24 protein-coding genes are annotated in these 25,806 nt (G+C 67.8%); 20 read left to right on the top strand and 4 right to left on the bottom strand.

Annotated elements, in window-relative coordinates; genetic code table 11:
• Nucleotides 1-10: 10 nt before the first annotated feature.
• From LGM89_RS25115 to LGM89_RS25130, 4 genes are all read left to right on the top strand, one after another.
• Nucleotides 11-1,963, top strand: coding sequence for a sensor histidine kinase (locus LGM89_RS25115; protein WP_226274286.1), 1,953 nt, complete (start codon nucleotides 11-13; stop codon nucleotides 1,961-1,963).
• 187 nt (nucleotides 1,964-2,150) lie between these two features.
• Nucleotides 2,151-2,522, top strand: a complete 372-nt coding sequence (locus LGM89_RS25120; RefSeq protein WP_089429982.1) for a CidA/LrgA family protein — start codon at nucleotides 2,151-2,153, stop codon at nucleotides 2,520-2,522.
• Nucleotides 2,519-3,253 carry an LrgB family protein gene (locus LGM89_RS25125; protein ID WP_089498967.1) on the top strand — a complete coding sequence of 245 codons (735 nt, stop codon included), beginning with the start codon at nucleotides 2,519-2,521 and terminating at the stop codon, nucleotides 3,251-3,253. Before LGM89_RS25120 ends, LGM89_RS25125 begins: the two co-directional genes overlap by 4 nt.
• A 225-nt stretch (nucleotides 3,254-3,478) precedes the next feature.
• Complete coding sequence (locus tag LGM89_RS25130) at nucleotides 3,479-3,784, top strand: hypothetical protein (RefSeq protein WP_069249854.1); 306 nt, start codon at nucleotides 3,479-3,481, stop codon at nucleotides 3,782-3,784.
• A gap of 91 nt (nucleotides 3,785-3,875) precedes the next feature.
• On the opposite strand, the gene wrbA is transcribed toward LGM89_RS25130, so the two are convergent.
• Together wrbA and LGM89_RS25140 are read right to left on the bottom strand one after the other, a co-directional pair.
• Nucleotides 3,876-4,478, bottom strand: a complete 603-nt coding sequence (gene wrbA, locus LGM89_RS25135) for an NAD(P)H:quinone oxidoreductase (protein WP_039355294.1) — start codon at nucleotides 4,476-4,478, stop codon at nucleotides 3,876-3,878.
• Nucleotides 4,479-4,539: 61 nt separating this feature from the next.
• Nucleotides 4,540-5,265, bottom strand: coding sequence for a pirin family protein (locus LGM89_RS25140; RefSeq protein ID WP_089444529.1), 726 nt, complete (start codon nucleotides 5,263-5,265; stop codon nucleotides 4,540-4,542).
• Nucleotides 5,266-5,393: 128 nt separating this feature from the next.
• On the opposite strand from LGM89_RS25140, the gene LGM89_RS25145 reads away from it, so the two are divergent.
• From LGM89_RS25145 to LGM89_RS25175, 7 genes are all read left to right on the top strand, one after another.
• On the top strand, nucleotides 5,394-6,311 hold the full coding sequence (locus LGM89_RS25145; RefSeq protein WP_089444528.1) for a LysR family transcriptional regulator: 918 nt from the start codon (nucleotides 5,394-5,396) through the stop codon (nucleotides 6,309-6,311).
• Between the two features lie 118 nt (nucleotides 6,312-6,429).
• Nucleotides 6,430-7,551 (top strand): Fic family protein, encoded by a 1,122-nt coding sequence (locus LGM89_RS25150; protein WP_226274287.1) that lies wholly within the window; start codon nucleotides 6,430-6,432, stop codon nucleotides 7,549-7,551.
• Between the two features lie 270 nt (nucleotides 7,552-7,821).
• Complete coding sequence (locus LGM89_RS25155; RefSeq protein WP_085040323.1) at nucleotides 7,822-8,019, top strand: DUF3311 domain-containing protein; 198 nt, start codon at nucleotides 7,822-7,824, stop codon at nucleotides 8,017-8,019.
• Between the two features lie 84 nt (nucleotides 8,020-8,103).
• A complete protein-coding gene (locus LGM89_RS25160; protein WP_226274288.1) occupies nucleotides 8,104-9,498 on the top strand; it encodes a sodium:solute symporter family protein in 1,395 nt (464 codons plus the stop codon).
• Nucleotides 9,499-9,534: 36 nt separating this feature from the next.
• Nucleotides 9,535-11,202, top strand: a complete 1,668-nt coding sequence (locus LGM89_RS25165; protein ID WP_226274289.1) for an amidohydrolase — start codon at nucleotides 9,535-9,537, stop codon at nucleotides 11,200-11,202.
• Nucleotides 11,199-12,236, top strand: a complete 1,038-nt coding sequence (locus LGM89_RS25170) for a CobW family GTP-binding protein (RefSeq protein ID WP_226274290.1) — start codon at nucleotides 11,199-11,201, stop codon at nucleotides 12,234-12,236. Before LGM89_RS25165 ends, LGM89_RS25170 begins: the two co-directional genes overlap by 4 nt.
• A 130-nt stretch (nucleotides 12,237-12,366) precedes the next feature.
• Nucleotides 12,367-13,437, top strand: a complete 1,071-nt coding sequence (locus LGM89_RS25175) for a lysozyme inhibitor LprI family protein (RefSeq protein WP_226274291.1) — start codon at nucleotides 12,367-12,369, stop codon at nucleotides 13,435-13,437.
• 37 nt (nucleotides 13,438-13,474) lie between these two features.
• Here LGM89_RS25175 and LGM89_RS25180 read toward each other — a convergent pair whose 3' ends face one another.
• Nucleotides 13,475-14,560 (bottom strand): LacI family DNA-binding transcriptional regulator, encoded by a 1,086-nt coding sequence (locus LGM89_RS25180; RefSeq protein ID WP_089498961.1) that lies wholly within the window; start codon nucleotides 14,558-14,560, stop codon nucleotides 13,475-13,477.
• A gap of 241 nt (nucleotides 14,561-14,801) precedes the next feature.
• Between LGM89_RS25180 and rbsK the strand changes: the two genes are divergently transcribed.
• The 3 genes from rbsK to LGM89_RS25195 are packed head-to-tail and all read left to right on the top strand — an operon-like array spanning nucleotide 14,802 to nucleotide 18,097.
• Nucleotides 14,802-15,728 carry a ribokinase gene (gene rbsK, locus LGM89_RS25185; protein ID WP_226274292.1) on the top strand — a complete coding sequence of 309 codons (927 nt, stop codon included), beginning with the start codon at nucleotides 14,802-14,804 and terminating at the stop codon, nucleotides 15,726-15,728.
• A gap of 60 nt (nucleotides 15,729-15,788) precedes the next feature.
• Nucleotides 15,789-17,108 carry an MFS transporter gene (locus tag LGM89_RS25190; RefSeq protein WP_226274293.1) on the top strand — a complete coding sequence of 440 codons (1,320 nt, stop codon included), beginning with the start codon at nucleotides 15,789-15,791 and terminating at the stop codon, nucleotides 17,106-17,108.
• A 44-nt stretch (nucleotides 17,109-17,152) separates the two neighbouring features.
• A complete protein-coding gene (locus tag LGM89_RS25195) occupies nucleotides 17,153-18,097 on the top strand; it encodes a dihydrodipicolinate synthase family protein (protein ID WP_226274294.1) in 945 nt (314 codons plus the stop codon).
• Between the two features lie 188 nt (nucleotides 18,098-18,285).
• On the opposite strand, the gene fliD is transcribed toward LGM89_RS25195, so the two are convergent.
• Nucleotides 18,286-19,788, bottom strand: a complete 1,503-nt coding sequence (gene fliD, locus LGM89_RS25200; RefSeq protein WP_089498957.1) for a flagellar filament capping protein FliD — start codon at nucleotides 19,786-19,788, stop codon at nucleotides 18,286-18,288.
• A gap of 1,039 nt (nucleotides 19,789-20,827) precedes the next feature.
• On the opposite strand from fliD, the gene LGM89_RS25205 reads away from it, so the two are divergent.
• The 6 genes from LGM89_RS25205 to LGM89_RS25230 all read left to right on the top strand — a co-directional run bounded on the left by LGM89_RS25205 (nucleotide 20,828) and on the right by LGM89_RS25230 (nucleotide 25,751).
• On the top strand, nucleotides 20,828-21,241 hold the full coding sequence (locus LGM89_RS25205) for a DoxX family protein (RefSeq protein WP_089429970.1): 414 nt from the start codon (nucleotides 20,828-20,830) through the stop codon (nucleotides 21,239-21,241).
• 352 nt (nucleotides 21,242-21,593) lie between these two features.
• Complete coding sequence (locus tag LGM89_RS25210) at nucleotides 21,594-22,559, top strand: dTDP-4-dehydrorhamnose reductase family protein (protein ID WP_089498956.1); 966 nt, start codon at nucleotides 21,594-21,596, stop codon at nucleotides 22,557-22,559.
• A 274-nt stretch (nucleotides 22,560-22,833) separates the two neighbouring features.
• The gene (locus LGM89_RS25215; RefSeq protein WP_089498955.1) at nucleotides 22,834-23,238 is read left to right on the top strand and encodes an extradiol dioxygenase; all 405 of its coding nucleotides are present in this window, start codon (nucleotides 22,834-22,836) and stop codon (nucleotides 23,236-23,238) included.
• Between the two features lie 186 nt (nucleotides 23,239-23,424).
• Nucleotides 23,425-24,135: an SDR family oxidoreductase gene (locus LGM89_RS25220; RefSeq protein ID WP_226274295.1), complete on the top strand. Its 711-nt coding sequence runs from the start codon at nucleotides 23,425-23,427 to the stop codon at nucleotides 24,133-24,135.
• A gap of 102 nt (nucleotides 24,136-24,237) precedes the next feature.
• The gene (locus LGM89_RS25225) at nucleotides 24,238-24,624 is read left to right on the top strand and encodes a hypothetical protein (protein WP_226274532.1); all 387 of its coding nucleotides are present in this window, start codon (nucleotides 24,238-24,240) and stop codon (nucleotides 24,622-24,624) included.
• Nucleotides 24,625-24,710: 86 nt separating this feature from the next.
• Nucleotides 24,711-25,751: a polysaccharide deacetylase family protein gene (locus LGM89_RS25230; protein ID WP_373452580.1), complete on the top strand. Its 1,041-nt coding sequence runs from the start codon at nucleotides 24,711-24,713 to the stop codon at nucleotides 25,749-25,751.
• Nucleotides 25,752-25,806: the final 55 nt, after the last annotated feature.

The raw sequence follows: 25,806 nt of genomic DNA on the forward strand, positions 1-25,806 counted from the left end.
AGCCGGCATCGTGAACCTCCGCGGTCTCTCCATCCGGCAGCGGATGCGTGCCGGCTTCGTGCTCGTCGTGATGCTGACGGCAGTCGCGTGCGGCACGAATCTGTGGGAAAGCTATCGGCAGTATCGGCGGGGAATGCTCGACCTGCGCGATTTCGCGTTGATCGAGTGCGTGATGATCGCGTCGAACCGGATCTCGGCCGAACGCTGGCCGGCCAACCGGCTGCTGGCGCTGCGGCGGCGCGATTCGGCCGCGCAAGCGCAGGCCGTGCGCGATGCGCGCGCGCACACGGATCAGGCGCTCGATGCGCTGCGAGACGACCTCACGCGGGCGGCGGCGCTCGGTGCATCCGAGCGCGGGGCCGCGCTGCACACGCTCGAGTCGATACGCGCCGGGCTGGCCGGCGCGCGCGGCGAAGTCGATGCGCTCGCCGCGCGGCCCGCGGCGGCGCGTGCGACGTGGCAGGTGCAGGCTGCGCAGGACCGCATGTTCGCGGCCGCCGACGATCTGGCGGCGCTGACCAGCGGCGTGATGGCGGGCACGGCGATGCGTCATCCGGACACGGCCGGCGCGCTGGTCCTCGCGCGCCTGCTGGGCGACCTGCGTGAATACACCGGCCGGCTCGGCGCGCTGTTCGTCGCGCCGCTGGTGAGGAACGAGGCGCTCGACAATGATCGGCTGGCGCGCATCCTCCAGATGCGCGGGCGCATCGTGCAGCTCCGCGCACTGATCGCCGGCGCGATCGCGCCGCTGCTCGACGACGCGATGCTGTCGAATGACCTGGCCCGGTTGAACGACACGATGGACGGCAGCTTCCTGCCGCTCGTGGCCACGACGCTTCGCGCAGGGCGCACGGGCACCTATGCGATGAACGCGGAGGATTTCGCGTCGCGGATCATGCGCGATCTCGACGCATCGGCGCAGCTGCGCGACCACGTGCTCGACCTCACGCGGGCGCGCGCGGTGGCGCTGCGCGATGCGGCGCGCGTCCGGATGACGCTGTCCGGCGCCGAGGCGGCGTGTTGCATCGCGATCCTGTTCCTGCTCGTGCGCGGCACGCAGCGGACGCTGTCGAAACCGCTGGATGCGCTGAGCCGGCGCATCGTCGCGTTGAGCGAGGGCGACGTGTCGCCGATCGTCCGGATTCCGGGCACGAGCCCCGAGATCGCGCACGTGAACGATGCACTGGACGCGCTGCGCGGCGCCTACGTTCATCGCACGCTGCTCGAGCGGCAGCGCAACGACATGCTGACGCTGTTCTCGCACGACATGCGTGCGCCGCTCACGTCGGTCATCGTGCTCGTGAACGCGCCTGCCGCCTGCCCGCCCGACTGCGCGCTGCGCGAGCGTCTTCACGAGATCGGCGGGCTGGCGCGTCATACGCTGGCGATGGCGGACGGTTTCGCGCAGGTGTCGCGGGCGGAGGCGGGCGAGTACGCGTCGGAACTCGTCAACGTGGCCGACCTGATGAATCAGGCACGCGACGAAATCTGGCCGCGTGCGCGGGACAAGCACATCGCGATCGACGACGTCCCGTGGAGCGACGACGCGCTCGTGCGCGGCGATCCGGCGCTGCTGTCGCGTGCGCTGGTCAATCTGCTGGGGAACGCGGTCGACTACAGCGCGGCGCATACCCGCATCGCGTGCAGCGTCGAACTGGCGGACGACGGTGCTTCGGTATGCTGCGTGATTCGCGACGACGGCTACGGGATCGCGGCCGAGGATCAGGCGCGCCTGTTCGAGCGTTACCGGCGCTTTCGTCTGCCGGGACAGCCCGACACGAAGGGTGTCGGGCTTGGCATGGCGTTCGCGAAGGCGGTCGTGGACCGGCACCGCGGCGAGATCCACGTGCGCAGCGCCCCGTGGCAGGGCACGACCGTGACGCTCACGCTGCCCGTGGCCGGCGTATCCCGCCACGCGCACGAGCCGGGCAGGGCGATGCCGGCCGAACCGGTGCCGGGATGATGCGTGGCGGCGGGAGGCCGCACACCGTGCAGCAGCCGGTGGTGTCGTCCCGCAGCCGCACGCGGCGATGTTCGATCGCGCGTGAAGTTGGTAGGATCGCGCGTATCGTTCACGCCGGCGCCGCAAGCCGCCGGCCATCGGTCGCGCGGCCGTCCGGCAGCGCGGCCCCGTTCGGGAGAAGCGGTTCATGCTGCAGGCGTTCGCGGTCTTGCTGACCTTCCAGTGTCTCGGGGAAGGCGTGTCCTACCTGTTCGGCCTGCCGGTGCCGGGCCCCGTGATCGGCATGCTGCTGCTGTTCGGCTTCGTGATGCTGCGCCCGCAGGTGGCCGACGCGATCGAGCCGACCGCGCTCGAGCTGCTGCGCCACCTGTCGCTGCTGTTCGTGCCGGCCGGCGTCGGCATCATGGTGTCGGCCGACCGCGTGCGCGGCGATGCGGTCGCGGTCGTCGTCGCGCTGGCGGTGAGCACCACGCTCGCGATCGCCGTGACCGCGCTCGTCACGCGTGCGCTGCTGCGGCGCCAGCGGCGCGCGGGCGGCGCGGCGGAGGGCACGCGATGACGGCCTTCCCGACACTCGGCGCGATCTGGGTCTATCTCGCCGCGACCCCGCTGCTGGGCTTGACCATCACGCTGATCGCCTATCTGTTCGCGCAGGCCGTCTATGCGCGGGCGCGCTTCAACCCGCTCGCGAACCCGGTGCTGATCGCGGTCGCGCTGATCGTCGTGCTGCTGACGATCACCCGCACGCCGTATCCGACGTATTTCGAAGGCGCGCAGTTCGTCCACTTCCTGCTCGGCCCCGCGACCGTCGCGCTCGCGCTGCCGCTGTACCGCCAGTGGTCGAAGCTGCGCCGCGCCGCGGTGCCGCTGCTGGTCGGCCTGCTCGCGGGTTCGCTGACCGCGATCGTGTCGGCGGTGGGCATCGCGGCGCTGTTCGGCGCGTCGCACCAGACGATCGCGTCGCTGGCGCCGAAATCGGCGACGACGCCGATCGCGATGGCCGTCGCGGCCGAAATCGGCGGGATTCCGTCGCTGACCGCCGTGCTCGTGATCTCGACCGGGATTTTCGGGGCGGTGTGCGCACGCGGGATCCTCAATGCACTGCGGGTCGACGAACCGGCCGTGCGCGGCTTCGCGCTCGGCGTCGCGTCGCACGGGATCGGCACCGCGCGCGCGTTCCAGGTCGGCGAGGAAGCCGGCGCGTTCGCCGGGCTCGGGATGGGGCTGAACGGCGTGCTGACCGCCTTCGTCGTGCCGATCCTGCTGCCGGTGCTGTCGCGCTGGATCTGAGCGCTGGCCGGGCCGGGTTATCGGTTTCCCTGATGGCGCCGGCGCGGCGCCGAAACGGCGGCTCTCGCGGTGCGCATGTATCGTGGCCGTTATCAGGAGAATTCAGGAACGCACACGGACAACGGAATACTGATCGGCTAACGTTGCAACGGCGCCGATGTCGCAAGCGGTCGCGTGCGCGCCGGTGTTCGACCCATTATCAACAATCGACAAGGAGATCCGGCCATGAAGCAGTCTCGCGTGGTATCGGTGGCAGTGGCAGTAACGGCGTCGTTCGGTCTGCTGTTGACCGCCGCGCCGGCGGCATACGCGCAGGATCCGGCGTCCGCGCCGACGCAGAAGCAGCTCGACAAGGCGCAGAAGAAGGCGGCCCGCAAGGCCGCCCGGGCGCGGCATGCGTCGGACCTGAAGGCGATCGGCACGGGCAGCGGCTACCGGTTGACCAACGACCAGAGCAACTATCCGCAGAACGCCGCACAGAAGGCGCCCGCGACGAAGGCGGCGCCGGCCGCCCCGGCATCGGGCCAGTAACGGCCGCAACCCGGGCACAGCGCGAACGGCGCCGGATCGACCGGCGCCGTTCGCGTATGTGCGGGGCGGCCCGAACCGCCGGGCCGCCGCGTTACGACGCGAGCTTGCTCGCGATTTCCGCGACGTGCTTGCCCTGGTAGCGCGCGATGTCGAGCTCGTTCGCGCTCGGCTGGCGGCTGCCGTCCGCGCCCGCGAGCGTGGTCGCGCCGTACGGCGTGCCGCCGGTGATTTCGTTCATGTTGACGAGGCCACTGCAGGCGTACGGCACACCGACGATCACCATCCCATGGTGCAGCAGCGTCGTGTGGAACGACGTGATCGTCGTTTCCTGGCCGCCGTGCTGCGTGCCGGTCGACGCGAACACGCTGCCGATCTTGCCGACGAGCGCGCCCTTCATCCACAGGCCGCCGGTCTGGTCGAGGAACGTGCGCATCTGGCCGGCCATGTTGCCGAAGCGGGTCGGCGTGCCGAAGATGATCGCATCGTAGTCGGCGAGTTCGTCCACCGTCGCGACCGGCGCGGCCTGGTCGACCTTCACGCCGATCGCGCGGGCCTGGTCGACGGGAATCGTTTCCGGCACGCGCTTGAGCGTGACCTCGACGCCGGCCACCGATTTCGCGCCTTCCGCGATGTGCTGCGCCATCGTTTCGACGTGCCCGTAGGACGAGTAGTAAAGAACGAGTACCTTGGCCATGTTGCGAATCTCCGATTAAAAGGGCCCCGCGTTCAGCGGGGCCCGGTTTCCCGAACGGGCGTCATGCCCATTCGGCCGTCACTTCGACCGGACGCAGGTCGAACACCAGCACTTCGGCATCCTTCCCGTCGGCGAACGTCAGCGCCTGTTCGTCGCGGATGCGCACGCCGTCGCCTTCGCCGAGCGTCACGCCGTTGACCGTCACGCTGCCGCGTGCCACGTGCACGTAAGCAAAGCGGTTCGGCGCCAGTTCCAGCGTCGCGCGTTCATCGCCGTCGAACAGGCCCGCGTAGATCCGCGTGTCCTGCCGGATCTTCAGCGAACCGGCGTCGCCGTTCGGCGAGACGACGAGCGCGAGCTTGCCCCGCTTGTCGTCGGCCGTGACGTTCGTCTGCTGATAACGCGGCTCGGCACCCTTTTCGGCCGGCCCGACCCAGATCTGCAGGAAGTGGACCGGCAGTTCCGGCGAGTGGTTGAACTCGCTGTGGCGCACGCCGGTGCCGGCGCTCATCAGCTGCACGTCGCCCGGCACGATCACCGAACCGGTGCCCATCGAGTCCTTGTGTTCCAGCGCGCCGTCGAGCACGTACGACAGGATTTCCATGTCGCGGTGCGGGTGCGTGCCGAAGCCGCGGCCCGGGGCGACGCGGTCGTCGTTGATCACCAGCAGGTCGGAGAAGCCGACTTGCTTCGGATCGTAGTAATTCGCGAACGAAAACGTATGACGGGAGCTGAGCCAGCCATGCTCCGCACGGCCACGTTGGTTTGCTGCACGGATTTCGATCATGATTTTTGTTCCTCAAGACGCCGGACCTCGGAAGTGGGCCCGGCCGTTCGTTGAGATGAATCTTAGGTCAATCGATTTGACAAATAAATGGCTGTAGCGATAATGACTGTCGCTATGGAGTGGACAATATGGAAATCAACGATCTCAGGATCTTCGTCGCGACGGTCGATGCGGGCAGCTTCACGGCGGCGGCCGACCAGCTGATGCTGTCCAAGCAATTCGTCAGCCGGCGCACGATGGCGCTGGAGGCGTCGCTCGGCGTGCGGCTGTTGCACCGGAACACGCGCAACCTCGCGGTGACCGAATCGGGGCAGGAGTTCTATGCGCGCGCGCAGCGGATCCTCGCGGAGATCGCCGACGCCGAGCAGGCGATGTCGGTGCGCAGCACCGAGCTGCACGGGTCGCTGAAAATCAGCGCGCCGCTGTCGTTCGGGATCACGCACGTGTCGCCGCTGATCGCCGAATTCCTGTCCGCGCACCCGGCCGTGCGGCTGAACCTCGACCTGACCGACCGGCGCGTCGACCTGATCGGCGAGGGCTTCGATCTCGTGCTGCGGATCGGCTCGCTCGAGGATTCGACGCTGATCGCGCGCCCGCTCGGCGCGTGGCGGATGATCGCGTGCGCGAGCCCCGCCTACCTGAAGCGGCAGGGCACGCCGCAGACGCCGGCCGATCTCGCCGGCCATACGTGCGTACTGTACGGGCGCGAGCGGCGCATCGGCTGGGAATTCCGCGTCGACGGCGCGGCGCGCACGTTCGACGTGCAGGGGCCGCTGGTCGCGAACAACGGCGAGGTGGTGCGCGACGCGGCGATCGCGGGGCTCGGCATCGCGCTGCTGCCGGATTTCATCGTCGGCGGGGCGCTCGACAGCGGCGCGCTCGTGCCGGTGCTCGACGCGTACGCGCCGTCGCCGATCACGCTCAATGCGGTGTTTCCGCAGCATCGGGAAGGGTTCGTCACGCTGCGCACGTTCATCGGGTTTCTCGCGGAACGGCTCGGCGACGCGGCGCCGGCCGCGAAGGGCGGGGCGGGCCGGGCGCGGTAGCGGGCACGGTAGCGGGCACGGTAGCGGGCCGGTTTGCGGGGAATGGGGGTGCTATTCTCCGCATGATTTGCGGAGAATATTGAGTCATGCGGTGAATCGGTGGGATAATCTCCGCATCATGAGCGGAGATTACACCTACATCTGGGAGTCGGCCGACTGGCCCGCGTGGCGCTTCGACCTCCCTGCACTGGCGACGCCACTCGCCGACGTCAGCCGTGCGCAAGGCATGCTGGCCGGCCGGCTGGCGGATGTCGGCCTGGCGCTGCGCGACGAGGCCAGCCTCGCCGCGTTGACGGAGGACGTCGTCAAGACCAGCGCGATCGAGGGCGAAAGCCTGAACGTCGCATCGGTGCGGTCGTCGATCGCGCGCCGGCTCGGGGTCGACATCGGCGCGCTGGCGCCGGTCGATCGTCACGTCGAGGGCGTGGTCGACATGGTGCTGGACGCGACCGCCCACGCGGCGGCACCGGTCACGGACGCCCGTCTGTTCGGGTGGCATGCGGCGCTGTTTCCGACCGGCTATTCGGGGATGTCGCGGATCACGGTCGGCGGCTGGCGCACCGACGCCACCGGGCCGATGCAGGTCGTGTCCGGGCCGATCGGCCGGCAGCGCGTGCATTTCGAGGCGCCGCCCGCCGCGCGCCTCGCCGGCGAGATCGCGCGCTTTCTCGCATGGCTCAATGCCGCGCCGGTCGAGCCGTTGCTGATCCGCGCCGGCCTGGCCCACCTGTGGTTCGTCACGCTCCATCCGTTCGACGACGGCAACGGCCGGATCGCGCGTGCGCTCGGGGATCTGGTCCTCGCGCGCGCCGACCGCAGTCCGCAGCGCTTCTACAGCCTGTCGGCGCAAATCCAGCGCGAGCGCAACGCGTATTACGACGTGCTGGAGCGGACGCAGCGCGGCTCGCTCGACGTCACGGAATGGCTCGCGTGGTTCCTGACCGCGCTCGGCGGGGCCATCGACCACGCGCACACGACGCTCGACGCGGTGCTGGTCAAGGCGCGCTTCTGGCAGCGCTGTGCGGGCTTCGCGATGAACGAACGCCAGGTGAAGGTCATGAATCGCCTGCTCGACGGCTTCGAGGGGAAGCTCACGTCCACCAAGTGGGCGGCGCTGGCGAAGTGTTCGCAAGACACCGCGCTGCGGGACATCACGGAGCTCGTCGAGCACGGTGTGCTGCGCCGCTCGTCGTCCGGCGGCAGGAGCACGAGTTACGAGCTGATGCCGTTTGGCGGCTGACGCCGGCCCGGGTCATGTCCGGTGGGCGCTGGCCGCGACGGAGCGCAGTCGGGTTGTCGCTTCGATCGTTGCCGCGTTGACCGGGCAACACAGAGCTACACCGGGCCGCGCCGGGCAGTGGGTCACTGGCCCAAGCGATTGCCCGCGTCTGGCACTATCCCGCGCCTTTTTGTCTTCGAATACTGGATTCGAGCCCGGATGTCGTACCGGCGACATCCGCCGCCCCCGCGTACGCCCCTTCCGTACGAACCCGCTTTCGAGGAGACACGCATGCTCAGGTACCTGATCGGCATCGGTATTCCGTATCTCGGCGTGATCGGCGTGCTGCCGTGGGCAGCCGCGCAGGACCGCTACGTGCTGGGCGTGCCGTTCATCTTCATGTGGATCTTCGCGTGGTTCGTGCTGACGTCCGGCTGCCTGTTCGCGTGCTGGATGCTGTTCGACCGCCGCGCGAGCGGCGCCGCCTAGCGCACGCATCCGCTTCCTGCGGACCGCCGGCCGCCCGCGCTTTCCGGCGAACCCAACGCATTCCTTTCCTTCGCAGAGGTGCGCATGTCCACGGTCGTCTTCGCCGCGCTGATCGCGCTGTCGCTCTATCTCGCCATTCGATCCGGCCGCGGCCGCGGCAAGCAGAGCGTGCATGACTTCTTCGTCGCGTCGCGCCAGTTCGGCACGGCGCTCGTGTTCTTCCTGACCGCCGGCGAGATCTACAGCATCGGCACGATGGTCGGCTTCCCCGGCGGCATCTACGCGAAAGGGCCGACCTACGGCGTATGGTTCCTCGGCTACATCCTGCTCGCCTACCCGATCGGCTATTTCGTCGGCCCGAAGATCTGGGAGGCCGGCAAGCGCCACAACGCGATCACGCTGCCCGACCTGTTCAAGGGCCACTACCGCAGCCGCGGGCTCGAGCTGGTCGTTGCGTGCGCATCGATCCTGTTCCTGATCCCGTGGGGGCAGCTGCAGTTCACCGGGCTCGTCGCGGCGCTCAAGGGGCTCGGCTGGCACGTCGAGCCGCTGTACCTGATCCTCGTGTGCGCGGCGCTCGCGTTCACCTATATCGCGATCTCCGGCGTGCGCGCGTCGGCGTACATCGCGATCCTGAAGGACATCCTGATGCTGCTCGCGATCGTCGTGACGGGCGTGGCCGTCGCGTGGCAGGTGGGCGGCGTGCATCCGGTGTTCGACGCCGCGAGCCGGCAGGTCAGCAACACGATGAGCGGATCGCAGCTGCGCTTCTCGATGAGCACGATGCTGTTCCAGTCGCTCGGCTTCTACCTGATGCCGTTCGCCGCGCAGAATTTCTTCACCGCGCGCGGGCCGGATGCGATCCGGCGCACGCAGGTCGTGATGCCGTTGTACATGCTGATGTATCCGTTCCTCGTGATCGCGTCGTACTACGCGATCACCGCGAACCTGACGCTCGCGTCGCCGAACGACGCGTTCTTCGCCGCCGTCACGCACCTGCTGCCCGGCTGGCTGATCGGCCTCGTCGCGGCCGGCGCCGCGCTGTCGGGGCTGCTCGTGCTGGCCGGCATCTGCCTCGCGATCGGGCCGATCGTCACGCGCAACCTGATGCCGAACCTGCCCGAGTCGCGCCAGAAGCGTGCGGCGAAATACGTGATCGTCGGCTACCTGCTGCTGTCGATCGCGACCACGATGTTCGCGCCGAACCTGATGCTCACGCTGATCAACACCACGTACTACGGCGTCACGCAGTTTCTGCCGGGCGTGCTGATCCTGCTCGCGGGGCGCCGGGTGCGGCCGGTCGCGGTCGGGGCCGGGATGATCTGCGGCCAGGTGCTCGCGATGATCTTCTACGTGCTCCATGTCGACTTCGGCGGCATCAACCTCGGCCTCGTGTGCCTCGTCGTCAACGTGCTCGTCGTCGCGGCCGTGCATGTGATGCTGCATGGCCGTCCCGTGAAGCAATACGCCGTATCCTGACGCATCGGCGTTCCACCGCAAGGAGAACCGCATCCCATGCCAGCATCCGCAACCCCTGCCGCGCCCGTGACGGTGTTTACGGCGCGCCGCATCCTGACGATGAACCCGGCGCAGCCGTCGGCCACGCACGTCGCCGTGCGCGACGGCCGCATCCTCGCGGTCGGCGACGCCGCCGCCGCCGCCACGTGGCACGCGCGGTTCGGCGCGTGCGCGACCGACGACACGCTGCGCGACAAGGTGCTGATGCCGGGGCTCGTCGAAGGGCATTGCCACCTGATGGAAGGCGCGATGTGGGACGCCGTGTACGTCGGCTACTACGACCGGCGCGGCCCCGACGGCACGCTGTGGCCGGGGCTGCGCTCGCTCGACGCGGTGCTCGACCGGCTCGGCGAAGCCGAGCGCGCGATGACCGACGACGGGCCGCTGCTCGCGTGGGGCTTCGATCCGATCTTCTTCGGCACCGCGCGGCTGACCGCGCACGAACTCGACCGCGTGTCGGCGCAGCGGCCGATCGCGATCCTGCATGCGAGCGTGCACCTGATGAACGTGAACGGTGCGATGCTCGCGCGCGCCGGCATCGACGAGGACACCGACATCGACGGCGTGACGCGCGATGCCGACGGCCGCCCGACCGGCGAGCTGCAGGAGTTCGCGGCGATGCTGCCGGTGTATCAGACGATCGGCGGCAAGCTCGCGATTTCCGCGAGCGAGAAGCCGCACGCCGTCTGGAATTTCGGGCGCGTCGCGCAGCTGGCGGGCGTGACGACGGCCACCGATCTCGTCAACGACCTGTCGGCCGATGGCAACCGCACGCTGCGCGAGGTCACCGCCGATCCGGATTATCCGGTGCGAATCGTGCCGGCGTTCGCGCCGCAGCGCAATCCGGCGCGCTCGGCCGACAGTGTGCTGGCGGAGATCGAGCGCAATACCGACAAGCTGCATTTCGGGCCCGTGAAGTTCATCGTCGACGGCTCGATCCAGGGCTTCACCGCGCGCGTGCGTTGGCCCGGTTACGCGGGCGGCCAGCCGAACGGGTTGTGGCTGATTCCGCCCGCCCAGCTCGTCGACGTGTTCGAGCCGTTTCATCGCGCGGGGCTGCAACTGCACGTGCATACCAACGGCGACGAAGCGACCGACGTCGTGCTCGACGCGATGGCGACGCTGCTCGCGCGCCATCCGCGCCCCGATCATCGCCATACGCTGCAGCACTGCCAGATGGCGGACGCCGCGCAGTTGAAGCGCGTACGCGCGCTCGGGATGTGCGTGAACTTCTTCGCGAATCATCTGTACTACTGGGGGGACGCGCATTACGGCCAGACCATCGGCCCCGATCGCGCGAACCGGATGGATGCGGCCGGCTCCGCGCAGCGGCTCGGCATTCCGTTCGCCTTGCATTCGGACGCGCCGATCACGCCGCTCAATCCGCTGTTCACCGCATGGTGCGCGGTGCAGCGCGAGACGGCGTCCGGGCGCGTGCTCGGGGAAGGCGAGCGGATTTCAGTCGACGATGCACTGCATGCGATCACGCTCGGCGCGGCTTATACATTGCAGATGGATCATCTCGTCGGCAGCATCGAGATCGGCAAGTTCGCGGATTTCGCGGTGCTCGATGACGATCCGTCGGTCTGCACGCCCGCACGCCTGAAGGAACTCGCCGTGTGGGGCACCGTGCTCGGCGGGCGCGTGTTCCGGTCGCCGCGATGAGCACGCAGACCGACGCCGTCCTGCCAGCTGCGGCCGCACTCGCGCCGATCGACCTCGCGGTGATCGGCGGCTATCTCGGCGCGGGCAAGACGACGGTCGTCAACGCGATCCTGCAGGCGCCGCATGGCCGGCGCATCGCGGTGCTCGTCAACGATTTCGGCGCGGTGAACATCGATGCGCGCCTCGTGCGGGCGCGCGGCGACGACGTGATCGAACTCGACAACGGCTGCATTTGCTGCACGATCGGCGGTGCGCTCGTCGATGCGCTGACACGCGTCGCGACGCGCGACGTGCGGCCCGACCTGCTGCTCGTCGAAGCGAGCGGCGTGGCCGATCCCGCGAAGATCGCGCAGATCGGGCTGCTGAACGGTGCGTTCCGGCTGACGTCGGTGCTCGTCGTCGCCGATGCGCTCGCGTGGCGCGACACGCTCGCCGATCCGCTCGTCGGCGCGATGGCGCAGCGCCAGCTCGACGGCGCGGGCGCGATCGTCGTGACCAAGCTCGACCGCGTTGCGCCGGAACGGCGCGACGCGGTGCTCGACGACGTGCGCGCGTGTGCGCCGACCGACATCGTCGTCGCCGCGCGCCATGGCGAGATTCCGCTCGCGTTGCTGTTCGACGCGGCCGTGCCCGATCGTGGTGCGATGCCGGCGGGTTTCGCGCGTTCACACCGGGTGATCGGACATGACGCGATGCCGGCGTTCGCGAGCGTCACCGTCGCCGCGCCGGCCGTGCTCGACAAGGCGCGGCTGCGTACATGGTTGAAGGCATTGCCGCGCACGATCCTGCGCGCGAAGGGCATCGTGCGCGTGGCCGATGCGCAGGGCGCGGTCGCCACGCGCGTGTGCCAGGTCGCCGCGCGGCGCATCCGGTTTTCGTCGATGGAAGACGAAGGGCTGGCCGCGCACGAAGGAGACGGCGTGATGGTGTTCATCGGCTTCATCGATGCCGCCGTGGAAGCCGCGTTGCGCGACGGCATCGTGCAATGTAGCGCGGCTACGTCGACGGTTGCGCTGACATCTAACGTCGATTGATCGGCGCCGCGCATTCGGGTTAGGCTTCGGCGAGCAACGGCATGCGCCGCATGCCGGGCCGGGCGTTTTTACCTCGAATGCCGCGTGCAGGTAGCTTCTACAGGCGCGCGATCCAGCGACGATCAAGCCGATGACCCTCCAGAACCAAAAGAATGCGCGCGGGCAAACCGCGATTTCCGCCCGTGCCGTGCGGCACACGCACCTGCGATCCGTCGCGGCCGCCGCGTTGCTGGCACTGCTGCCGCTCACCGCGCATGCCGCAGGCTTCGACTGCGCGAAAGCCGCCTCGCCCACCGAGAAGGCGATCTGCGCGGATGCTGCGCTGTCGAAGCTCGATGGCGACCTGACGACGGCATGGAAGCAGGCGCTCGGAAAAGGCGGCGATACGGCCGCGCTGAAAGCCGCGCAACTGAAGTGGCTCAAGCAGCGCGACCGGTGCGGCGGCGACGCGCAGTGCCTCGGCGATCGCTACCGCGAACGGCTCGCGAGCCTGAACGGCAAGCCGCTGGCCGCCGACCGCTGGCAGCAGACGTGGTACATGACGAGCGACAACCCGTCGTTCGGCGGCGTGCTGACGTTCACCGGCACGGCGCCGCGCCTGCATTTCGAGCTGGGCGGCAACAACGGCGCGAATACGGGCGGGCTCGACGGCGACATCGTGCTGCACGGCGACAGCGGCACCTACCGCAAGGACAAATGCCGGCTCGATTTCGAACGGAAGGGCGGGCGCATCGGCGTCACGCAACACGGCGCGGATTTTGACTGCGGTGCGGGCTCGGGCGTCTCCTACGACGGCCAGTACGTGACCGCGTCGCAGTTCCAGGCCAAACCGGCGGCCGACCTGCTGAGCCTCAAGGTCGTCGACGACGCGACGCAGAACGCGACCGCGCACAAGCTGCTCGGCGCCGATTATCAGACGCTCGTCGACAACGTCAACTACAGCGCCGACGAGAAGGATCTCGACGGGCTGAACGCGCACGTGAATGCGTACTGGGTGCGCGGCATCGCGACGACGAATGCCGCGATCGTGATGCGCCGCGGGAATGACCTGTGGATCGGCCTGCTCGTGTTCGACGCGAAGAACGACGTCCGGATGCGCTATTACACGAACGTGCCGGCGTGGAAGAAAAACGTGCCGAAGACCATCCAGGCGTGGCACGACCATCTCGACAAGACGCTGCCGGTCGACGTGATGCAGTGACAGGCGGGCCGGGCAGTCGAAGCCGCCCGGCGCATCGTCATTTTTTACGTCCTGCCCGAACCTGCGCCGGCGCCGCAGCCGATTCCCGCATGCGCAACTCCGGCAGCACCGCATGACCCGGCCCCGTTGCACCGTTCTCGAGTGCGTCGAGCAACGCCTGCGCGGCCTGGCGCCCGATCGCGTGGGTGTCGACCCACATCGTCGTCAGCGGCGGCTGGATCTCGCGCGCGAGCGCGATGTCGTCGAAGCCGGTGATCGACAATTGCGCGGGCACGTCGATGCCGAGCGCCTGCGCCTCGAGCAACGCGCCCAGCGCGAGCGCGTCGTTGCCGCAGATCACGGCCGTCGGCCGCGTGGCCGCGTCGCTGTCGGCGATCGCGCGCAGGCTCGCCCGCCCGAACGCGATCGTGGCCGCGCCTTCGTGCTGATGGACGGGGCGCACCGCGAGCCCGCGCGCGGCCAGCGTGTCGTGAATGCCGCGCAGGCGCGCTTGCACACGGTCGTTGTCGGCGGACGGCTGCATGATGATCGCGAAATCGCGGTGGCCGAGGTCGAGCAGGTGGGTAGTGAGCCGCGCGAACGCCGCGCGGTTGTCGAAGCCGATGCAGCAGTGCGGGCTGTCGTCGCGATACGCATAGGTGACGACGTACGGCACGCGGTGCATCGCCAGCAGTTCGAACAGTTCCGGCGGATACGCTTCGCCGACGAGCGACACGGCTTCCACGCCGCGCGACAGCATCGCGCGCACCTGGTCCAGCGCCTGCGCGGGATCGTAGTTCGAGCAGCCGAGGAACAGCGTGATGCCGTGCTCGGCCATGACCGTCTGCATGCCCGCGACCTGCGAGGCGAACACCTGGTCGTCGAGCGTCGGAATGATCGCGCCCGTGATGTGGGTGCGCGTGGACGCGAGCGCACGGCCCGCCGCATTCGGGATCCAGTTCAGCGCGCGCGCCGCGTCGCGCACGCGCTGCTGCACGTCGGCCGACACCTTGCCGGGATCGTTGTACACGCGCGAAACGGTCGCGGTCGACACGCCGGCCAGCTTCGCGACATCGCCGAGCACCGAGCGGCCGCTGCCGCGGCGCGCGCGGGGCGCGCCGGCGCGGGACGGGGGCGAGCTCATCGGCTGTCTCCAGGCGTAGCGGCGATGGCAGCGCTACAAGTTGTCAAATGCGTCAATGTTTACCCTCGATTCGTGGTGGCGCCGCTTGCATTCTCGCTCGACCCTGTGAGAATGTAAGCGCTATCTTGACGTGCTTCCATATTATGTCAAACGCATATTCTATCCAGATCGTGAAATTTTCATCGACGACGGCCATTCCGGCCTTTTTGTCCGTCGCAAATGTAAGCGGTTACATTCCGAAATGAGAGACACCCCTTCCCCGCGCATCGCCGTCGTCGGCAGCGTGAACATCGACCTCGTCACACGGGCGCCGCGCCTGCCGGTGCCGGGCGAGACGCTGCTCGGCACCGATTTCCAGACCGTCCATGGCGGCAAGGGCGCGAACCAGGCGGTCGCGGCCGCGCGCCTGGGCGCGTCGGTCGCGATGATCGGCTGCGTCGGCGACGACGCGTTCGGCGCGCGCCTGCACGACGCGCTGTCGGTAGAGGGCATCGACGTGACGCACCTGGACCGGATCGGCGGCACCGCGACCGGGGTGGCCACGATCACGGTCGACGCGGGCGGCGCGAACAGCATCGTCGTCGTGCCCGGCGCGAATGCGCGCCTCGATGCCGACCGGATCGACGCGGCGCGCGACGCGATCGCCGGGGCGGCGATGCTCGTGAGCCAGCTCGAAGTGCCGGTCGCTACCGTCGCGCGCGCCATCGCCTGTGCCTCCGCGCACCACACGCCGGTGCTGCTCAATCCCGCGCCCGCGCAGCGGCTGTTCGACGCGCTGCTCGCACGGGTCGACTACCTCGTCGTCAACGAAACCGAAGCCGAGTCGCTGACCGGCATCGCCGTCGGCGACGATGCGTCCGCCGTGCGCGCCGCCGATGCGCTGTGCGCGAAGGGCGTGGGCAACGTGCTGGTCACGCTCGGCGCGCGCGGCGTGTGCTGGCGTGGCGGTGCAGGCAACGGCCGCCTGCGGGCGATGTCGGTGGTCGCCGTCGACACGACCGCGGCCGGCGACACCTTCGTCGGCGGGTTCGCGGCCGCTCGCGCGGGCGGCGCGTCGATGGACGACGCGATCGGCTTCGGCCAGCGCGCCGCCGCGATCAGCGTGACGCGCCACGGCGCGCAGACCTCGATTCCGACGCGCGACGAAGTGGCATGCCTGGAACCTTGAATTCCGCATCAGACGGACAGGCCGGAACCGGCCGATATCACTGACATGGAGACAACCGCAATGAACGAAACCCCAACCGTTCCGCCCGCCCCGCCGCGTATCCGGCGCGGGCAACGCATCGCGCTCGCGCTGTTGATGGTGAGCGGCATCGTCAACTACCTCGATCGCGGCACGCTGGCCGTTGCAAGCTCGGCGATTCGCGGCGATCTCGGCCTGTCGCTCGCGCAGATGGGGCTGCTGCTGTCGGCCTTCTCGTGGAGCTACGCGCTGTGCCAGTTCCCGGTCGGCGGGCTGGTCGACCGCATCGGGCCGCGCCGGCTGCTCGGGATCGGCCTGATCGTGTGGTCGATCGCGCAAGCGGCGGGCGGTATCGTGTCGACCTTTGGCTGGTTCATCGTCGCGCGCATCGTGCTCGGCATCGGCGAGGCGCCGCAGTTCCCGTCGGCCGCGCGGGTGGTGAGCAACTGGTTTCCGCTGCGCGCACGCGGCACGCCGACCGGCATCTTCAACGCCGCTTCGCCGCTCGGCACCGCGCTCGCGCCGTTGCTGCTGTCGATCCTCGTCGCGTCATTGGACTGGCGCTGGGCGTTCATCGCGACGGGCGCAGCCGGTCTCGTCGTCGCCGTCGTCTGGTTCGCGCTGTATCGCGATCCGGTGCGCGCGCAACTGACTGCCACCGAGCGCAATTACCTCGACGCCGACGCGCAAAGCACGGTCGCGACGCCGAAACTGACGTTCGCCGAATGGCGCGGCCTGTTCTCGCACGGCACGACCTGGGGGATGCTGATCGGCTATTTCGGTTCCGTGTACCTGAACTGGGTGTACCTCACCTGGCTGCCGGGCTACCTGACGATGGAGCGGCACATGAGCCTGATCCGCACCGGCTTCGCCGCGTCGGTGCCGTTCCTGTGCGGGTTCGTCGGCTCGCTGCTGGCGGGCTGGCTGTCGGACCTGGTCACGCGCCGCAGCCGTTCGCCGGTCGTGAGCCGGCGCAATGCGGTGGTGGTCGCGATGCTCGGGATGGTCGCGTTCACGATTCCCGCCGCGCTCGCGCAGAGCAACACGGTGGCGCTCGCCTGCATTTCGGTCGTGATCTTTCTCGCCAACGCGGCGTCGGCCTGCTCGTGGGCGCTCGCGACGGCAGCCGCGCCGCCGAGCCGCATTGCGTCGCTCGGCGCGATCCAGAATTTCGGCGGTTTCATCGGCGGCGCGCTCGCGCCGATCCTGACCGGCATCATTGCGCAGAAGTGGTCGTTCGTGCCGGCGCTGCTGGCGGCCGCGGCGATCGCGTTCGCGGGCGCGATGGCGTACCTGCTGCTGGTGCGCAAGCCGATTCCCGAGCAGGCCGCGAACGCCGCGCCCGGGCCGTTGCCGGCCTGAGCACGCGGCATGTGCCACGCATTCACTGAAGCAAGGAGAAACAGATGCAACACCCGCAGCAATCGAACGTGACCATCGAGGGCATCGTCCCGGTGATGCTGACGCCGTTCGACGACGCCGGCGCGATCGACTACGCCGGGCTCGAGCGGCTCATCGAATGGTATCTGGCGCACGGCGCCGATGCGTTGTTCGCGGTCGCGCAGTCGAGCGAGATGCAGTTCCTGAGCCTGGCCGAACGCGCGGCACTCGCGCGCTTCGTGGTCGAGCGGGTGGCCGGGCGCGTGCCGGTCGTCGCGTCCGGGCACATCAGCGACGATCTCGACGCGCAGGCCGAGGAACTGCGCGCGGCGGCCGAATCGGGCGCGCAGGGCGTCGTGCTCGTGACCAATCGCCTCGATCCGCAGCGCAAGGGCAGCGCCGCGCTGCTCGACCATCTGCACCGGCTGCTCGCGCGCTTGCCGTCGGATCTGCCGCTCGGGCTGTACGAGTGCCCGGCGCCTTACCGGCGGCTGCTGTCGGATGACGAACTGCGTGCGTGCATCGACACGGGCCGCTTCGTGATGCTCAAGGACGTGAGCTGCGACCTGGAGACGGTGAAGCGGCGCGTCGCGCTCGCCGAGGGCTCGCCGCTGAAGATCCTCAACGCGAACGCCGCGATTGCGTGGGACGCGATGCAGGCGGGGTCCGCCGGCTTCAATGGCGTGTTCACCAACTTCCATCCGGATCTGTACCGATGGTTGCGCATGCAAGGGGCGTCGAATCCGGCGCTGGCCGACGAGCTGTCGACGTTCCTCGTCGTGTCGGCGGTGTCGGAAGCGCTGGGGTACCCGGCGCTCGCGAAGCTCTATCACCAGCGAATCGGCACCTTCGCGTCGATCCGCTGCCGCGTGATCGACTACGACGTGCGTGAGCGGTTCTGGGCGCTCGATGCGGTGCTCGACAAGATCGTGGCCGGGACCGAGCATTTCCGGCGAAGGATCGCCGCGTAATCGTGCGCGCGCGGCCGTCCGGGGTTGACGGTGCGAGACGGGGAACCGGACGCAGCGCATGCTCGCGCACTGCCGGGCGTACGTGAGTGAGTGAGGCTTCCACGCGGAACACCGTGCGCGGCGGCGCGAGCCGGTCGATCCATTGACCGGCTCGCGCCGCGATGATCGTCAATCGGCCCGGACGCTCTTCACTTGTTCGCCAGCGTGCCGTTGCTGTTGGCCCCGCCGAACAGTCGCGTCAGGTACTGCGTGTTCGAGTTCATCTTGGCCATCAGCGCGTTGAGTGCCGTGAACTGCGCCTGGTACTGCTTGGTCAGTTGCGCGGCGTAGTCGGCCAGATTCGTCTGTTGCTGCGTGACGCGCTTCAGGTCGGCGCCCAGCGCGTTCGTGCGCAGGTCGATCATTCCGCCCCGCTTCGTGAAGGTCGCGATCTGGTCGGTCAGTTGCTTGCCGACCCCGTTCGTCGCGTTGAACAGGTGCGCGACCCCCGACGGGTTGTTGTTCAGCGCACTGTCGAGCTTCGCGCTGTCGGCCCTCAGCGTGCCATCCTTCTCGAGCGAGACGCCGATCGCCGCCAGGTTCGTGTGCCCGTCGCCGTTCTTGTTGGGAACGCCGCGCGCGATGGTCGACGCGAGGGCGTTGCGGATCGTGTGCAGCGTCGAATCGCCGATCAGCGCGCCCTGCGCACTCGCCCCTGGCGTGTAGCTCGACAGCGCGCCCATCGTCTTGACGACGGCGTTGTACTGGTTCACGAAATTCGTGATCGTGGCCGCCTGCGACTTCGTGTCGGGGCTGATCGTCAGCGTCTGCGTATCGGTTGCGCTGACCGCGGCCGCCGACAAGTTCAGCGTGACGCCGTTCAGCACGCCCGTCACCGTGTTGCTCGCGCTGGTCGACGCGATGCCGCTGACCGTGAACTTCGCGTCCTGCGCGACGGCGCTTTGCCGCCATGCGGCCGCGCTGTTCGCCGAGTCGATCTTCGACGGGCCGCCCGTCGGGTCGGCCGTCGACGTGACGCCGAGGTTCGACAGCCCGTTGTCGTTGGCCACGTTGCCGACCGCGACGCTGATCGTGCTCGCGGAGCCCGTCTTCGACGACGCGAGCACGAGGTGCGCGCCGTCGGTGCCGTTGATGACCGTCGCGCTGATCCCCGGGTTGTTCGAGGCGGAGTTGATCGCGGCCGCGATGCCTGACAGCGTGTTGTTCGTGCCGTTGACGTCGACTTTGAACGACTGGTTGCCGAGCGACAGCGTCAGGGTGCCGGTGCCGAGCGCCTTCTTCCCGTCGACGCCCGACGAAGCCAGCGACTGCGCGGTCGCGATCTGCGTGACGCCGATCGTGTAGGTGCCGGCAACCGCGCCTGCACTCGGCGTCGCGGTCAGGCCCTTGCCGCTCGTGACCGCGGTGAACGTCGACTGCAGCGCGCCGTTCGCCAGCGTGGCGAGGCCCGTCTCGAGCGCCCCTAGCGCGGACGACAGCGCGCCGAATGCGGAAATCTGCGTGGTGCCGGTCTGCTGCGACGCGGCGAGCGCCGCGGCCCGGCCGGCCGTCTTCGCGTTCACCAGCGTCGTGACGAGCAAGCCGACATCCATCGACCCATTGCCGGTCGAGCCGTTGATGATCGATTGCGCCGCCTGTTGCAACAGGCTGTTCGTATTCGCGCTGCTGTTCACAGGCATGTTCGTTGCCATGGGTGGTCTCCGGTTGAAAAGCGATCCCGTGACGAGCGGCTGTCGGCGGCCTGCGGCGATGCGCGTGCGGGCCGTGTCCGGAGCGACGCGTTCCGGGCGTCACGGGAGTGTCGGGAAAACGTAAGGACGTGCGCTATCGTATATTTAAATCTGTATTAATTAGTAATTTTTTGTAATGATTGTTGGGAAAAGTGTGGATGGAAATGCGGTGGTGGAGTGGGGATTAAAGGTTTGCGATTTTTTGCCGTTAACGACGCACTATTTTTAGTGTATTTATTGAGGGGTTTTACTGGAATTGAGAACTTGCCAGGAGCATGAATGTTTGATCGGTTTTTTCGCTTGCTCGGCTAAACACCGGCTCGATCGACAGTGCGCGGAAAGTGTTCGTCCTGGCAGCTGTCAGGCTGAAAACCCTTGCCCACGGGGCGGCATCCTCCGCGGATGACATCAACCCGCCTTGCCCGCGAAACGTTTTCGTTTGCTCATGCGCATTGCCAGGCCAGACGCCTTTGTCCCGGAACAGGGGCCTTCGTCGATTGGAAAGAAAGTCGAGTTTGTAAATTAATTCACTGATGGCAGGTTTTTACACATAACGTATCGTCGAATCGCGATTGCGATATTTCGATGTGCCCCGTGAGCACGAATCGGCGCTTCAATACCGACTGGATAGGGAGGCCGGATATGAATGGGCGGTTTTCATGTCCTTCAAACATAAGCGCAGATTCATCCGATCGGATTCATGGCTGCTGCGTCACGCTCTTGTTCCGCTCGATTGTCCGCTCGATTGTCCACTTGATTGTGACAGCGAATCTTGTTTTGACGGATTGATGATTCACGGGGAGACAGTAGACTGCATCCGTGCTTCGCCAGAACCGATCCGGAGCGCGCCGGGAACGGCGTGACCAGGCGGATTCTTCGGCGGCGGGCCAACCGGCCTGCTGTCCGATGGTGCGAGGAGTGGTTCGTTGCCGACCTGGCGCGCCGATTGGGCGCGTATCGGCACCGGACGCATCAAACCGTCAATTCAAGGGTGATTGTCATGCGTTACGTTTCACTGGAGTCGAAGAAGGACGAGCTGCTGCTGGCCGCTCGCGTGCTGTTGATGATCCTGTTCGTGCTGTTCGGCTGGCAGAAGCTGAGCGGCTTCTCGGGCACGGTCGCGTACATGGCGTCGACCGGGAACCCGGCGCCCGAGCTGGCGGCCGCGATCGCGGTGGCGGTCGAGCTGGCCGGTGGCCTGCTGATCGCGATCGGCTTCTATACGCGTCCGCTCGCACTCGTGTTCGCCGCCTATACGCTCGCGACCGCGCTGATCGGCCATCGCTACTGGGCGCTGCAGGGGATGGAGCAATACATGGCGATGATCAACTTCTACAAGAACGTGAGCATCATCGGCGGGCTGCTGTTGCTCGCACTGACCGGGCCGGGGCGGTATTCGCTCGACCGGAAGTAACGCGGGGCGCGGTTTTCCGCAGAGGTGACGGCCCGGTGCGTGCAAGCGCACCGGGCTTTGCTTTTGGGCGAGGTTCGTGAGGTGGCGCCGCCGCGGATTGCCCGCGCGCGGGCGGCCGCGCGGCGTGTCGACGTCGTCGGCAGGACGGGCGTCATCCCGGTGGACGGGGGCGCCGTGCCGAGCGCCGGCCGCCGACCGCGGCGCACGTGATGCACGTGACGCGCGCCCGTCGCGGGGGTGCCGATCTGCCATCACGATGTAGCGGCTGTCATACTCGGCTATGCTCCCCGCGACCCGAACTCGAGCGTCGAACGCGACCTCGTGCACTTCCCAGTCACCCGAATGACCGCCCATGCCAAATCCGACCTCGTCGACTGACCTCCCGACCGTCCTCCTCATCGGCGCCGCCGGCCTCCTCGGCCGCGCGGTTGCCGCATCCCTGGCCCGCGAATCGTCGCTGAACCTCGTCGCGACCATCCGGAACCCGCAAGGCGCCGGCGCCAAACGCCTGGCGCTGCCCCCGGAAAACCTCGCCGAACTCGACGTCCTCGACGAGCCAGCCCTCGAACACCTCTTCGCCGTCCGCCAACCGGCCGCCGTGATCATCTGCGCGGCCGAGCGCCGCCCGGATGTCTGCGAACGCGACCCTGCCGGCGCGCGGGCGATCAACGTCACGGCCCCGGCCCGCATCGGCGCGCTCGCTGCGCGCCACGGCGCATGGACGCTCGGCATCTCCACCGACTACGTGTTCGACGGCAAGGCGGCGCCGTACCGCGAGGACGCCGCACCGAACCCGCTGAACATCTACGGCCGCACGAAGCTCGAAGGCGAGGCGGCCCTGCTCGCCGCGTCGCCGCTGTCGTGTGTGTTGCGCCTGCCGCTGCTCTTCGGCCCGATCGTCGACTGGAGCGAATCGGCCGTCACGAGCCTCGTGCCGGCGATCGTCGCTTCCGCTCGGCCGGGCGCCGATGCGGTCGGCATGGACGCATGGGCGATCCGGTACCCGACGTATACGCCGGATGTCGCGGACGTCATCCGCGACCTCACGCTGCGCCATCTCGCGGGTGCGTCGATCACGGGCCTCCGCCACTGGTCGGGCGAGGAGCCGATGACGAAGTACGACATCGCGCAGCGGATCGCGGCCGCGCTCGGCATCGACGCCGCGCTCAAGCGGATCGATCAGCCGACCGACGCGACACCGCGCCCCTATGACTGCCATCTGGACGCATCGCGCGTGCGCGCCGCCGGGATCGACCACGCGACGCCGTTCGATACCGCGCTGCGCGCCGTGCTGCGCGATGCGCCGCAGGGGCTGTAGGATCGGGCGCCCCGCGCGGCCCGTGCGCATGCGCCCATTGCGCCGGCCGCGCCATGAATGCCGTTCGCGACTTTGCCGAAGACGTGCACACATGGCGTCGCGGTGACATCGTGTCTCGTGAATCCGCTGGCATGCGACGAAACCGGGACCCCGGGCAACCAGCGGCCCCCATCTCCTTGTCGTCATTGAAGATCATTCAATGGCGAAGCCAATTATCAAGACCGACCGACGTGCGACAGAATGCGTACCAGGCTTTCCAGCATGGACACGAAGCATGCATTTCGACCACGCCACCATCGTCACCGATGACATTGAAGGGACACGCCGCTTTTTCGATGAGGTCGCCGGTCTCGATACCGGGCCTCGACCGCCGTTCAGGGTGGATGGCTACTGGTTGTACCTCGATAGCCGCCCGATGATTCACGTCACGCGCGCGACGCTACCGGCGCAAGCAGGCCGTAGCACGCCGCGCATCGATCATATTGCGCTTCGCGTCGACACACACCGCGAATGGGTGACGTTGATCGATCGGCTGTCCAGCAGTCGGATCGACTACTCGCTGAGTGAAGTACCGTTGTCCAATGAGCTTCAGTTGTTCGTGTCCATTGCCCCGGGGGTTTCCGTCGAATTTGTGACGACGCTCGCGGCCGACGAGCAGGTCGGGATTCCTGACGGATGACCGGATCTGCCCAATCGTCTCGCGAGACACATGACGCTTGCCGGCTTCGCCGGCGACAGCGGCGATTCGGCGTGGCGGCGTGGCGGCCGACGATCCTCGGCCGCAAGCGGTATTCAGAACATTTGACGCGTGCGACGGGCACGGCTTCACGCTCGGGAACACGCTTTTGATCGGAGGAAGCGAACGATGAAATTCGATGGACAAGACGTGCTGGTGGTCGGCGGAAGCTCGGGAATCGGCGAAGCGGCCGCGCGGGCCTTTGCGGCGGCCGGGGCGAGCGTGACGATCGCGTCGCGCGACGCGGTCAAACTGGCGGCGAGCGCAGCGAGGATCGGTCACGGCGTGCGAACCGGTGTGATGGACACGACCGACGACACGAGCGTACGTGCATTCTTCGAATCGGCGTGCGAATTCGACCACGTCGTCGTGTCGGCCGCGCAGACACCCACGGGGCCGGTGCGTGGTCTCGCGCTCGCCGATGCCTACGCGGCGATGGACAGCAAGTTCTGGGGCGCCTATCGCGTCGCGCGGGCCGTACGCATTCGGCAGGGCGGGTCGCTGACGTTCGTGTCGGGCTTCCTGAGCGTGCGGCCGAGCAGGACCTCGGTCCTGCAAGGCGCGATCAACGCGGCGCTCGAATCGCTGGCGCGGGGGCTTGCGCTCGAGCTGTCGCCCGTGCGGGTGAATACGGTATCCCCGGGCCTGATCGCGACGCCGCTCTGGTCGAAGCTCGATGCGCAGGCGCGGGACAGGATGTACGAAGGCGCCGCGGCGCGCTTGCCGGCCGGCCGTGTCGGTCAACCCGAGGACGTTGCGAACGCCGTGCTCTACCTCGCGTCGACTCCGTACGCGACCGGCTCGACGGTGCTCGTCGACGGTGGCGGTGCGATCGCGTAGCGGCCGGGTCGGTTGAAGACCTGGTCGATCGCCGCAGCCGGAAATTCCTGAACGGACACGTATCACTGCGGGTGTCGCGCGAGCAGGGCCGATATCGTCGGCATGACGAGCGATCGTGCGTACGTGTCGATCGCACCGATTGCCGCTGTTTTGGCGCCTGCCGACCATGCGATTGACCGGCGCGGCCGAGGCGGCGGGGATCGCGTCGATCAATTGATTCGGAAACCTGATCGGTTTTGCTGGGCCGATCGTGTTCGGATGGTTGAGGGATCGCCATCACGATGCGACGGCGCCGACGTTGCTGCTGGCGCTCACCGTCATTTACCGAAGGGTATCGGCGCATTGAAGCGCAGCAGGCCGAGCGGACATGCCGTATCCGGACGGAACACCGATTCTTTGGTCTGGATTGAAAGTCTATTCATTTCAAAGCCCATTTTCAAAGCGGGGCCGCTTTCCGACAATGGGTTGTACGCGCACGTATCTGCGTGACATTCCATATCCGTTCATTCGTCATCATGCATCGCGTTGCGGTGCGAGCGACGCGCTTGCGCGTCATGAGGAGATTGTCCATGGCAATTCAAATCGATCACGTGGATCGTGATCCGGCCGAGCAGGCGCCCGACCAGCCGACGCGCCGTTCGTTCCTGACCAAGGCCGGAGCCGGCGCGGGCGCGTTCGCCGTCGGTGCGATGCTTCAGTCCGCCCAGGCCGGTGCGCAAACGGGCAGCCCCCGATCGGCCCCGGTCGCCGCGCCCGTGCCGGGTGAATTCTGGCCGAACGGTGCACGGCTGGTCATTTCGATCTCGATGCAGTTCGAGGCGGGCGGACAGCCCCCAAAGGGTGCCGACAATCCGTTTCCGAAAGTCGATTTCCCGGCGAGCGCGCCCGCCGATCTTGCCGCGCAAGCGTGGTTTGCGTACGGGTATCGCGAAGGCATTCCCCGAATGCTGGATCTGTGGGATCGTCATGACGTGAAGGTGACGAGTCACATGATCGGCGAGGCGGCGAAGCGGCATCCGCAGGTGGCGCGCGAAATCGTGGCGCGCGGCCACGAAGCGTCGGGCCATGGGCCGACGTGGAACTCGCAGTACGCGATGTCGCGACCGCAGGAACGCGAGTTTCTGATCCAGGCGCGATCGATGGTGGAGGAGGTGACGGGCCAACGTCCGATCGGCTACAACGCGAACTGGCTGCGACGCGGGCCGAACACGCTGTCGCTGCTGCAGGAACTGGGCTACGTGTATCACATCGACGATACGAGCCGCGACGAGCCGTTCATCGAAAAGGTCAACGGCAAGGATTTCGTCGTGATTCCGTATACGCTGCGCAACAACGACATCCTGCTGGTGGAGGGCCGGAATTACTCGCCGGACAAGTTCCTCGAACAGATCAAGTTCGATTTTGATCAGCTGTACGAGGAAGCGGGTACGCGTCGGCGCATGATGTCGATCAGCGCGCATGACCGTATCAGCGGCACGCCGCAGATGACGCGTGCATGGGACGCGTTCCTGCGTCATGCGAAGAGCCATCCCGGCGTTGCATTCATGCGCAAGGACGACATTGCGCGGTTCGTGCTGCAAAGCCCGATTACGGTGCGCGAAAGCGAGACGATCTAGCGGGTTGCCCGAGCGCCTTCGCACCGGTGCGCTCGTGCGAAGGCGCTCGACGCCT

This window comes from Burkholderia sp. AU31624 (assembly GCF_020420065.1).
In the GTDB taxonomy this organism is placed as follows: Bacteria; Pseudomonadota; Gammaproteobacteria; order Burkholderiales; family Burkholderiaceae; genus Burkholderia.